Origin of the sequence: Alkalihalobacillus bogoriensis ATCC BAA-922 (genome assembly GCF_000621445.1) — a bacterium.
GTDB classification, from domain to species: Bacteria; Bacillota; Bacilli; order Bacillales; family Bacillaceae_F; genus Bacillus_AO; species Bacillus_AO bogoriense.
Map to the genome: position 1 here is coordinate 22,471 of NZ_KK211283.1, position 11,786 is coordinate 34,256.

Consider the following 11,786-nt stretch of genomic DNA (forward strand, 5'->3'; position numbering starts at 1 on the left):
CGGATTCCATTTTATTTCTATTTTACCGTATCGACGAATTGTTGTAATAACAGTAAGGCATTTTCCTCATTCGGTGAGTCCATAATAACAGTAGCGATCAATTGGTTTGGTTTACGCTCAAGGTGAGAGAACATCGGATGATCTGACACATCTAGCCCATACGTTAATTCAGTCGGGTTTTCTTCAGTTTCTGTTTTAATAAACCGTTCTTCAACCCCTTCAAATTTTTCTTCAGGAAGAGGAAGTAATGAACCGGACCGAGAAAAGCGAACAAAGCTTTCTTCATCAAAAAGATAAACATCCGCTTTTTGCGTTGCAATTAACACCATACTTTTTTGCTGTTGAGCAATATCAAAACTATCACTAGTTTGTGATGGAGTGTAGATGATATCAGCTGTGACTCGCTCCCACTCGGGGATCATGTCAAGAATGTCTCCTTCAATAAGTGAAGGGTCTTCAAGCATATAATCACCTACAAAAAGGATATCCACTTCAGCGGGTGGTAAGCTTTCTAAATAGGCTTTTTCTTGTTGGGCAGAAATAAACGTCGATGCAAGAGAATAAACAATGACAATACAAACCACTGATATGACAACATGAAATTTATAGTAATGAAAAAAATGGTCAAGCTTTTCACGGAACGGACTTTTTGGAGTTTTCGTTCCATATTTTTTATCAAGTAAGTCCTCTTTAATCAATCGATATGCTTCATTTATATCATCCATTGGTATCGGAGTTTGATTAGGGTTATTTAATTGTGCTTTATGTTGCCGGATCCAGACCATATATTGCTGTTCAATTTCTTCCTCAGTTGCGTTTTCAGGAATATCTAATACATGATAGGCTTTTTTTAGGTCCATTTAGAATAACCTCCTTTGTCCTACTCTATTAATCTTAATCGAAAAGTAGAGACATGGAAAGTGAAGATTATTAACAATTGATTGACACAACCACTATAATTGTTTCTTTAGTGTAATGTGAAAGGTGATAACTTGGACAAGCGGGACTAAGAGAATAACGATAATCGGAAAATAAGGCATTGTCTCTTTGATAAAAGGATAAGCAAATATGAATATCGTAAGTGCTGTCGGAAACGAAATCCACATTGAAATGTATGAATTCCGGCAGGCTTTTCCAGTAATCATTTGTTCACGTTCGTCATCTTCGACTAATTCAGTTGGCATAAATAAAGTATGGATCCATGGCTTCTTTTTGCGTTTGCGATTGTAATAATAAGACAAAGGAATAAGAACAGCGCCTATTAATAGTATGAAAAATAACGGAGTAGCTGAAATGGTTACCTCCCACGGTGGCTCTACATCTTCATTGACAATACGGGCAAATTCTATATTTGCGGAATAAAAAGAGATCATTGCCCATCCAAATAGGATGATAGTAAAAAAAGAAACCCAAAAACTTCCTAATAACTTTTTCATAATTGATCCTCCTTTAACGAAAATACCTTTTCCATTGGTAATTCAAAAACGTTACATATACAAAGAGCTAAATAAGCAGAAGGGATATATTCTCCTTTTTCAACGGCAGCAATCGTTTGTCGAGTGACCCCAACTTTGCTTGCTAAATCGCCTTGTGTAAAATTATGACGAGCCCGTAATTCTTTGACTCTGTTGTATAATTTCTTTTCCAAAACAGTAACCCCTTTCTGTTATTTACACTTAACTTAATGTTAAGTTTACCTTACATTAAGTTAAGTGTAAATAACAAAAACCACCTAATTGTAAAAATTAGGTGGTTAGAACCACATCACTCTCTCTTTATAAGGTAAAAAGACTCTTTGCTCAACGGATTCATCTGCGCCTCCAAACGGCATTTGAGCTAGTAATGTCCAATTTGAATCAATTGTTATTTGTTTTGGTTCGGTCGTGAAATGTTGTATGGATGCTGCTATGTGTTGAGTTGTAAGAGCAAGCCATACAGCATATTGAAGCATTGCATTTCCTTCCAGGGCACAACGCTCAAACCATTCTTTATATTTAGGGTATTCAGTTTCCATGTTTTTTATCGTTTTATTATCTTCATAAAAAAGAACCGTCCCATTTCCGTTTTGAAAACCAGTTATTTTTGTCCTAGCCACATGTTCATTTTCTTTAACGGATTCCCAATAGGCATGGTTGATATCTTCGGTTAAAACAATGATGCGTGAACTTTGCATATGAAAAGCAGAAGGGGAATGAAGTGCGAGTTTAATTGCTTCATTAATTTGTTCTTTCGTAATAGATGGGTCATGTTTTAATTTGCGAATAGACCGTCGCTCCATGAGGGTTGTGGCAAAGGATTTGTGAAATAAAGGGTTCATCTACATATCTCCTTTCAATATTGATACTATCATTACTAAGGAAATCGTATTGGAAAGTAAAGGGGATTCACTGGATCGACTCATTCAAATAAAAAAGGTCAAATTTGACGAAAGTGTGAACGCGAGATATATTTTAGAAAGTGAATAGTTTAGTAATTAAAATAATAGGAGTGGAATAATTGAATATATATGAACAACTGATTGTGTCTTTAAAACAAATTCATGAAGAAACGGTTGAAGTGCTGCGGCCGAACGAAAATGAGGGCATATCGCATGGGCAAATGTTTTTATTGTTCGCGATTTATAACCATGGACAAATTAAAACGACTGATATTGCCAATCATTTTGGGATTACACCAGGAGCGGCAACATCAATAGCTGATAAATTAGAAAGTCTAGGGTTAATCGAAAGGCAACGAAACACACAAGATAGAAGAGTCGTTATGATTACGTTGTCGGATAAAGGGAGAGAGTATGTTGTTCACACAAAGAAACGGAATGTAGAAAAACTAGAGCAAATTTTATTTTCTGTTTCTGAAGAAAAATTACAAGCAACGATTCAAGCGATCGATGAAATTTCAACGATCTTTAAAGCAGTTAATACAAATAAATAGTGGAGGTTTTATGATTTGGAACACCTTGATATGAAACAGAAAATAACAATTATGATTGCTGTCATGTCTGTCATGTTATTTGCGGCGTTAAATATGACCATTGTTGGAACGTCTCTCCCTAAAATTATTGCAGATATTGGGGGAATGGAATATTTCAACTGGGTGTTTATGATTTATATGCTAACCTCAAGTATTACAGCGATTTTAGTAGGAAAACTTTCTGATTTATACGGAAGAAAATTATTTATTTTGGTCGGTATCATTATTTTTATCCTAGGTTCCTTGCTTTGTGGTTTTTCAACCTCCATTTCTCAACTGATAACATTTCGCGGACTACAAGGATTTGGTGGGGGAATGATTATGTCTACGGCTATGACAACCGTTGGTGATTTATTTTCTCCGCGTGAACGAGGACGTTGGCAAGGGTTAATGACGGGAGTCTTTGGCGTTTCAAGCTTATTTGGACCAACACTTGGTGGAGTGATTGTCGATAATATGAATTGGTCATGGGTGTTTTGGATCTTCCTACCTGTTGGAATGATTGCTTTTTTCATGATTTTGAAGCTATACCCACAATCTGAAAGAAAACAGAAAGAAAAAATTGATTTTGTGGGTTCCATTGTATTATCGGGGTTTATCTTAACTGTGTTACTAGGGTTTAGCTGGGCAGGGACTCAATTTGACTGGATATCGTTTGAAATTATAGGACTGTTTAGTGTAGCTATTGTTTTGTTATGTCTTTTTATTTTTATTGAAGGAAAAGTAAAAAGTCCTGTCGTACCACTGCATCTTTTTGGAAACCGCATTGTTTCGATTTCAAATATTGTTTCTTTCTTATCAGGAGCAGGGATGTTTGGCATCATTATGTACGCTCCTTTCTATGTCCAAGGAGTACTTGGAAGAAGTGCAACGACTTCAGGGTTGGTGGAAATGGTCATGACGATCGCTTTAGTGATCTGTAGTGCTCTAGCAGGTCAACTCATTACAAAAACGGGGAAGTATAAGAAATTAGCACTGTTGGGCTTTCTCATTATGGCGGTAGGGTTCTTTTTAAATGCCACATTGACACCGGGTAGCTCTCTTCTTTTGATGGTCATTTATTTAGTCATCACGGGGATTGGTTTAGGGTTAACGATGCCGATTTTTACATTAACGGTTCAAAATGCGGTTGCACATAAATATTTAGGTGTCGCTACAGCAACGTCACAACTTAGTCGGCAAATGGGGGGAACAATCGGGGTTGCGGTATTAGGAACGGTGATGAGCTCACGGTTAGCAAAGCAAATGGAAGGTGTTCCTGATGCAGGATTGCCAGAGGTTGCAGCTGAAATTAGTGCTGAGGTGTTAATGGATCAAGAAATGGTCGAACAGATAAAAATGACAATACCAGAGCAAGCGTATGCTGAGTTTGAACAATATTTGCTAATGTTAAGAGAAGCGCTAAGTTACGGTTTAACAGGGGTGTTTATTGTTTGTGGAATTGTTATTGTGGGAGCGTTTGGGATGACATTAGCGTTAAAAGAAATCCCTTTGCGTCAAACAAACGAAGAGCTTGTAACGGAAGAAAATATAAGGCAAGAGTAAGAGAAAGCAGACTCAAGAGGTATGTGGCCTTTGAGTCTGCTTTTATCTTAAGCACGTTTTCTAACTTCGACATAAAGCTGTTGGTACATCGTTGCTTCGTCCGTTTGACCTATTTCCCGGTAAATTTTTGCAAGCGACTGTATGGGTCTTGGATCATATTCATGTAACTCCATATCAAATGTATAACATTCAATCGCCTTTTCCATTAGGGCAAATTCATGGTATAAATCTCCAAGCTCCCGTTGTGCATCAGGGTTATCTTGAAGTTCAACCATAGTCTCCAACTTTTTAATAATCGATAACGTCGGGTATTTGTCTTTAAGCGGCCGTAATAACTGTAGGACGTCTGTAAGGGAGTGATCCACCAATAAATAACGAACATATCGTTGTAACCAACGTTCAGCTTTTTCTGAGTTAGAATAAAGTAATGGTAAATTGACTGTTTTCGTTTGTAATAAAGGATTTTTTTCAACGGGAATTTTCTCAAGTAATGTATCGAGTGATTGATTATAAGTCGGTAGTGAAAGTTGTTTAGAAATGACAAGTTGTAGCGCATCAATATAACGCTGTTCTTGTAATAGCCGTTCATAAAGCTCAGAATGAAATGAATGACATTGATATGAATGGTCACTAATGTTCTTTAAAATATGTGTGAGCTCTTCTTTTTTGAAATAGGGGGATAGTAATGAAAGTAAGGTTTGGTAATCGATAATGGATTTTTTACAAGCTTCGATTAGTAATGATAAATAGGATATGATTCGTTTATGTGAAAGATAATATTCTTCAAGTTTTTTTGCATGGGATGGCTTTTCTCTTGTAATAAAATAATAGTGCTCCAAATAAAGCGGGTCTTTTTCAAACAGTGAGTTAGTTGGCTTTTCATATAAATCCGTATATTTTCCAAACTGCAAAGAGTTACTAAATTCTTTAACCCATTTATGTTTCGGTGCGAACTTTTTTAAAATTTGGATAATCCGATAGCATCCAAAGGTTTGTCCGTTTCTCCGACATTGAAAGTATAATTGTTGAATTTCTTCAAATAACAATTTTTTCGGGACAAACGATTCTAAATACGTGAAAATAAGCGCTGTTTCATATGTGTCGTATGATCGTTGTATAGAAGTTAGGAAAGATGAAATGTGGCTTTTTTGCATAATTGGAAATGTCTTGTTTGAACTCAAAAGAAGAGTGAGAAGTGGATGTGGGGCAGGAAATGTTATCCCGTTTTTTAAAGCATGCTCCATATGTGAATACCTTCTTATACGGGTAGCATTCACTGCTGTTATCATTTTTTCTTTGTAAAACAAAATATAGTAAAGCTGATTTTGGGAGCAGTGCGCTTCGACAATTTGACTTTGAGCATAGATGACAAGTTGAGTAACGGAAGCTTCTACTGGCTTCTTTCCAACGAGTAACGTAATCGTAGGTTTGTTCAAAAAACATTCCTCCCTGTTCGTTTTCTTTATCATACCACATATTCCAGCTTCTTACACCTTTTGGAAAAAGGTAAAAGAAGTATGTAACAATGTCAAAACAAATGGGCAATTATCAAATGAGTATAAAAGAGTATCTGAATGTAAGGAATCCTCTTTTCTCCCAGCTTGTACCAGTGGTAGAGTGAGAGAGGTAAAGCAGTCATCTACCAATTCTAGGAGGCGGTAAGAATGAATAAGAAGTTTTTATTAACAATTGCTTCAAGTTTACTTGCAATTAGTATGCTAGCTGCATGCGGTGGAGAAGGAACAGATGAGCCAATCGATAGTGAGCCAATTGAGGATGTAGAAACAGGAGAATAAGAATATACTTAAGTGAAAATTGCTGTTTGCAAATTTTCAGGCTGTCGAGATATATCGGCAGCTTTTTTCTTGTTTTTTTAGGTGCTGCGGGGTAACGTAACGTTACGGACATAGGTTCCGCTATTCTTAGAAAAAATCAAGTTTATGAAAAGCGAACGGACATCTGTTCTGTTATATTAGAAAAACTGGGAGCTTTTCATGTTCGTTTGGCCAAATAGCGGAACGTATGTCCGTTAAAAATGAAAAAGGCTCATTTTTGTTAAAATAGCGGAATATATGTCCGAACGAGAACTCGCTGTATGATGAATGGCTTGGTCGCATGGTAAGAACTAGCATTGAAGCTTTGAAAGCTTATTCTAGAAAGGTTAAGAGTTTGTAAAGAAGATAATATACTATTGCGTATATAAGTATATGCTTATATACTATTTTATGAAAGAGAAAGGAGAATCAATATGACGGTTCAAATTGAGACAGCAACGAAGGTCTTAAAGCTTCTAGGCGATAAAACACGGCTGACAATGATGTCGCTTTTAATGGAAGATGAATGCTGTGTGTGTGAATTTGTTTCTCTTTTTGATATGAGTCAACCTTCTGTAAGCCAACACCTTCGAAAACTTAGAGATATAGGGTTAGTACTTGAGGAACGGCGTGGTCAATGGATTTTTTATCGGGCAAATGCAAATCATGAAGCATATGAGCTGATGGTTTCATTATTGAAACATCTTCCTAGTCAAAAAGAAAAATTACATGACCTTGAACAGAAGGGGTTGCGGGTTTGTTGTGAATAATTAGGTAAAAGAGGAGAGGAGTTACTATGACTTCTGTAGTTTTAGCGTCGGCCATCTTCCTGCTTACATTAGTGCTCGTGATTTGGCAGCCGAAAGGTTTATCAATAGGTTGGTCTGCCACGATTGGAGCAGTACTTGCTTTACTTGTTGGTGTTGTCGATTTTGGAGACGTTCTAACCGTAACGGGGATTGTGTGGAATGCAACATTAACCTTTGTGGCGATCATTATTATTTCACTAATCTTAGATGAAATTGGATTTTTTGAATGGTCCGCCTTACATATGGCACGGTTTGCAAATGGAAATGGAATAAAGATGTTTATTTATGTTTCTTTATTAGGAGCGGTTGTAGCAGCATTATTTGCAAATGATGGGGCCGCCCTCATTTTAACCCCGATTGTATTAGCGATGGTCCGTGCTTTGCGATTTAAAGATGCGATGATTCTTCCGTTTATTATGGCAAGTGGTTTTATCGCGGATACGACGTCATTGCCTTTGATTGTTAGTAATTTAGTAAACATCGTGTCGGCCGACTTTTTTGGAATTGGATTTGTCGAGTATGCGACAAGAATGATTGTTCCGAACTTCTTTGCACTAGGTGCAAGTATTCTTGTCTTGTATGTTTACTTTAGAAAAGACATTCCGAAGCAATATGATATGGATCAATTAAAGAAACCTGAAGAAGCGATTAAAGATAAACAGTTATTTTCATTATCATGGTGGATTTTAGCTGTATTATTAATTGGGTATTTTGTCAGTGAATTTATTGAAATTCCAGTATCGTTTGTCGCTATGCCAGTGGCCTTTGTGTTTTATTTTATTTTTAGAATGATTAGTGCGAAAAATGAACAATTAAGCTCCCCTGGAATTATAAAAGGAGCGCCTTGGGCGATTGTTGTCTTTTCAATTGGAATGTATGTTGTTGTCTATAGCTTACGAAATGTAGGTTTAACCGATATGTTAGCGATTGTGATTGAACAGGCGGCAGAACAAGGATTATTTGTTGGAACGATTTCAATGGGGTTTATTGCTGCGATATTGTCTTCGGTTATGAATAACATGCCAACAGTAATGATTAATGCCCTTGCAATAGCAGATACTTCCACAACAGGAGCAATGAGAGAAGCATTAATTTATGCCAATATTATTGGTTCTGATTTAGGGCCAAAAATAACACCGATAGGATCGTTAGCTACATTATTATGGCTTCATGTGTTAGCGAAAAAAGGTGTAAAAATCACGTGGGGTTATTATTTTAAAGTTGGAATTATATTAACGTTACCAACATTGTTTATCACATTAGTTGGTTTGTATTTATGGCTATTACTCATACTTTAAATGAAAAGGGGAATTATGATGTCAAAACCAATTATTTATTTTTTATGTACAGGGAATTCATGCAGAAGCCAAATGGCAGAAGGATGGGGGAAATACTTTTTAAGCGAGAAGTATGATGTCTATTCGGCAGGGATTGAAGCACATGGTGTCAATCCGAATGCAGTAAAAGCGATGGCAGAAGCGGGAGTAGATATTTCAGCGCAAACATCTGATACGATAAACCCTGAAATTTTACAAAAAGCAGACCTTGTTGTTACTTTATGTGGTCATGCTAATGATGTATGTCCTGCAACACCACCGAATAAAGACAGAGTTCATTGGGGATTTGATGACCCGGCTAAAGCAGAAGGAACAGATGAAGAAAAATGGGCATTTTTCCAGCGAGTACGTGATGAAATTCGCGATAGAATAAAAGAGTTTGCTGAAACAGGAAAATAAAAAGTAAGGGGATGTTTCCTTTGAAACATCCCTTCCATGTATAGCGCAAAAAAGGAGGAATACGAATGAAAATAGAAATATTTGATCCGGCAATGTGTTGTGATACAGGTGTGTGCGGACCGAACGTAGACCCAGAGTTAACAAGAGTAGCGACAGCGATTTATATGCTTCAACAGCAGGGCATTTCCATTGTTCGATATAACTTAACTTCTGAACCACAAGCGTATGTGGATCAGAAAGAGGTCACTCAATTATTGGAGGAGAAAGGAACAGATAGTCTTCCTATTGTGATTGTAAATGACAAAGTTGAAAAAATAGGTGAATATCCAACAAATGAAGAACTTGCTAAGTGGACAGGACTGGATATAAGTCTTTTTACAAAAAAAGAGAAAAGCTTAGGAAAAGAAATTAAACTGTTATAAAAGGGTGGATATTATGAGGCAGCGATTTCTTCCAGCAGAGATGGAAATGACCCGTTATTTGTTTTTTACGGGGAAAGGTGGCGTTGGAAAAACATCAACAGCATGTGCCACCGCGCTACAGTTAGCTGAGGTAGGGAAAAAAGTGTTAATTGTAAGCACAGACCCGGCCTCGAATTTACAAGATGTGTTCCGTATAAACATTGACCGTCAAACCATAGCTATCCCTGATGTAAACGGCTTATTTGCGATAAACATTAATCCAGAACAAGTCGCAGCGCAGTACCGAGAAAGTGTAATAGGACCATATCGAGAAAAGCTTCCAGCACCAGTTATTATGCAAATGGAAGAGCAATTATCAGGAGCATGTACAGTTGAAATTGCAGCATTTAATGAATTTGCTGACGTTTTAACGAATGAAGAAATCAGAAATCAATACGACCATATTATATTTGATACGGCACCAACTGGCCACACGTTAAGATTATTACAGTTACCAACAGCATGGTCACAGTTTTTAGAAGAATCCACACATGGCGCATCATGTCTAGGTCCGCTTTCTGGTTTAGCTGAAAAACAACACCTGTACAATGAAGCTGTTCATGCGTTATCGGATAAAGAAAAAACAACCTTGTTATTAGTAACGAGACCGGATAAATCCGCGATTCAAGAAGCGAACCGGGCATCAGCTGAACTCTTTGACATTGGCTTACAAAATCAATGGCTCATTATTAATGGCAAGATGCAGCGATATGAAAAATTTGATGAAATCGCAAAGGCGTTTTACAACCGCCAGGAACAGGCACTTGAAACATTGACAGGTCGTTTACTAAAACTTCCGACATTTGAGATTCCGTTTGTGTCTTATGAAATAACAGGGACAGAGGCATTACGAGTATTTTTTAAAGAAAGTGAAAGGCTGGAAACGGAAGAAGAAACAAACAAAACAACGCTTCCTCCATTATCGGAGCTGCTACATACACTGGGGAAAAAGAAAAGTGGTGTCGTCATGACGATGGGAAAGGGCGGCGTTGGGAAAACTACAATTGCATCAGCGATAGCGATTGGATTAGCTGAGCAAGGCCATCAAGTACACTTAACGACAACCGATCCGGCTGCTCACTTATCTCACGTGTTTGGGAACGAAATCACGAAAAAAAATCTTCAAATGAGTGTGATTAATCCTGATATTGAAGTAGAAAAATATAAAAAAGATATTTTATCAAAGGCAAAAGATATGCTTGATGAAAATGGCTTAGCTTATTTAAAGGAAGACCTACAATCACCATGTACGGAAGAAATTGCTGTATTTCAAGCATTTGCCAAAGTTGTCGACGAAGCGGAAAATCAGTTTGTTGTTATAGATACGGCGCCAACGGGTCACACATTACTATTATTAGACGCAGCTCAGTCTTACCAAAAGGAAGTAACAAGAACAACAGGTGAAGTTCCAAAGGAAGTTGAACGCTTATTGCCAAGACTACGTAATAACCGAGAAACAGATGTTATCATTGTAACTTTACCAGAAGCAACACCGTATTATGAAGCAAAGCGGTTGGCTGATGATTTAAAACGAGCTGAAATCAGTCCAACATGGACAGTAATTAATCAAAGCTTTGCGATGACAACGACGACAGACCCGATTTTAAAACAACGAGCAACAGCAGAATGGAAATGGATAGAGAAAATACAAACATTAACAAGTCAAACCGTTATCACACCTTGGCAAATTCATGATACGATTGGATATAAGCATGTAAAAGATTTACTAACATAGGAGGTACAGAGATGGAGATTACAGCAACAGCAAAAGAAACATTACTTGAAATTATGGAAGAAAAACAAGCAAGCGCAGTTCGCTTTTATTTTGCGGGCATGGGCTGAGGGAGCCCTAAGATTGGACTGGCTCTGGATGAGCCAGAAGAAGATGATATTGTAGAAGAGATTTCAGGGATTACGGTTGCCATTGATAAGATGATTGAACACGAGGCAAAAACAATAACTCTAGATGTACAAGAACATAACGGACAGCGAGGATTTGTGCTATTAGGGACAAATGATTGTTGTTAATAAATGAAAGAGTGTGGTTGAGTAAGAGGCGTGGAAAGGCTCCCCCGATAACTACATTTCACCACGGGAACTATCGAAACTCGATAGTTCTTTTTTTGAAAGATAAGAAAAAAATTGGTGTAGCTGTGATGCTTTGAAAGCTAATTCTAGAAAAGCGAAGGCTGCGCACCTGCGCGTTTCACCCAAGAAGAGCACTTGGGGTTCACTTTAAAAAGCGGGCAGGGCTCCGGATTTAGCTTGAAAGAAAAGACGCTCTCACGTTTTTCTTAAGCTTTTTATATTTATTATGAAACGAACACGTTAAACTTCGTTAAATGCAAATTTAGCCGTTGTTATTAATACAGTGGTGAGGGACAAAATAAGGACAAAACGAGGAGAAAATGAAGCGAAAGTGTCCTTCATAAAGGCGATGAAGGACAAAAC

Annotated in this window: 13 protein-coding genes; 8 read left to right on the plus strand and 5 right to left on the minus strand. The window is 37.4% G+C overall.

The window, feature by feature from the left end; translation table 11 throughout:
- Window positions 1-17 precede the first annotated feature (17 nt).
- From T323_RS0125115 to T323_RS0125130, 4 genes are all read right to left on the minus strand, one after another.
- The gene (locus T323_RS0125115; RefSeq protein ID WP_026675719.1) at window positions 18-860 is read right to left on the minus strand and encodes a hypothetical protein; all 843 of its coding nucleotides are present in this window, start codon (window positions 858-860) and stop codon (window positions 18-20) included.
- Between the two features lie 93 nt (window positions 861-953).
- Window positions 954-1,436 (minus strand): DUF2178 domain-containing protein, encoded by a 483-nt coding sequence (locus T323_RS0125120; RefSeq protein ID WP_026675720.1) that lies wholly within the window; start codon window positions 1,434-1,436, stop codon window positions 954-956.
- The gene (locus T323_RS0125125; protein WP_026675721.1) at window positions 1,433-1,648 is read right to left on the minus strand and encodes a helix-turn-helix transcriptional regulator; all 216 of its coding nucleotides are present in this window, start codon (window positions 1,646-1,648) and stop codon (window positions 1,433-1,435) included. Before T323_RS0125125 ends, T323_RS0125120 begins: the two co-directional genes overlap by 4 nt.
- A 105-nt stretch (window positions 1,649-1,753) precedes the next feature.
- A complete protein-coding gene (locus T323_RS0125130) occupies window positions 1,754-2,317 on the minus strand; it encodes a nitroreductase family protein (protein ID WP_026675722.1) in 564 nt (187 codons plus the stop codon).
- 179 nt (window positions 2,318-2,496) lie between these two features.
- On the opposite strand from T323_RS0125130, the gene T323_RS27680 reads away from it, so the two are divergent.
- Window positions 2,497-2,931, plus strand: coding sequence for a MarR family winged helix-turn-helix transcriptional regulator (locus T323_RS27680; RefSeq protein WP_051556725.1), 435 nt, complete (start codon window positions 2,497-2,499; stop codon window positions 2,929-2,931).
- Between the two features lie 15 nt (window positions 2,932-2,946).
- Window positions 2,947-4,515 carry an MDR family MFS transporter gene (locus T323_RS0125140; protein ID WP_026675723.1) on the plus strand — a complete coding sequence of 523 codons (1,569 nt, stop codon included), beginning with the start codon at window positions 2,947-2,949 and terminating at the stop codon, window positions 4,513-4,515.
- A gap of 47 nt (window positions 4,516-4,562) precedes the next feature.
- Here T323_RS0125140 and T323_RS0125145 read toward each other — a convergent pair whose 3' ends face one another.
- Window positions 4,563-5,951 (minus strand): tetratricopeptide repeat protein, encoded by a 1,389-nt coding sequence (locus tag T323_RS0125145; RefSeq protein ID WP_026675724.1) that lies wholly within the window; start codon window positions 5,949-5,951, stop codon window positions 4,563-4,565.
- 228 nt (window positions 5,952-6,179) lie between these two features.
- On the opposite strand from T323_RS0125145, the gene T323_RS29640 reads away from it, so the two are divergent.
- From T323_RS29640 to arsA, 6 genes are all read left to right on the plus strand, one after another.
- Window positions 6,180-6,311, plus strand: a complete 132-nt coding sequence (locus T323_RS29640) for a hypothetical protein (RefSeq protein ID WP_279390780.1) — start codon at window positions 6,180-6,182, stop codon at window positions 6,309-6,311.
- A gap of 452 nt (window positions 6,312-6,763) precedes the next feature.
- A complete protein-coding gene (locus T323_RS0125155; protein ID WP_026675725.1) occupies window positions 6,764-7,099 on the plus strand; it encodes an ArsR/SmtB family transcription factor in 336 nt (111 codons plus the stop codon).
- Window positions 7,100-7,125: 26 nt separating this feature from the next.
- Entirely contained in the window at window positions 7,126-8,436 is a 1,311-nt protein-coding gene (locus T323_RS0125160) for an arsenic transporter (RefSeq protein WP_026675726.1), read from the plus strand.
- An 18-nt stretch (window positions 8,437-8,454) separates the two neighbouring features.
- Complete coding sequence (gene arsC, locus T323_RS0125165) at window positions 8,455-8,874, plus strand: arsenate reductase (thioredoxin) (RefSeq protein WP_026675727.1); 420 nt, start codon at window positions 8,455-8,457, stop codon at window positions 8,872-8,874.
- Window positions 8,875-8,939: 65 nt separating this feature from the next.
- Window positions 8,940-9,296: an arsenite efflux transporter metallochaperone ArsD gene (gene arsD, locus T323_RS0125170; RefSeq protein ID WP_035179960.1), complete on the plus strand. Its 357-nt coding sequence runs from the start codon at window positions 8,940-8,942 to the stop codon at window positions 9,294-9,296.
- A 13-nt stretch (window positions 9,297-9,309) separates the two neighbouring features.
- Window positions 9,310-11,070, plus strand: coding sequence for an arsenical pump-driving ATPase (arsA, locus tag T323_RS0125175; RefSeq protein ID WP_026675729.1), 1,761 nt, complete (start codon window positions 9,310-9,312; stop codon window positions 11,068-11,070).
- The last annotated feature ends 716 nt before the right edge of the window (window positions 11,071-11,786 follow it).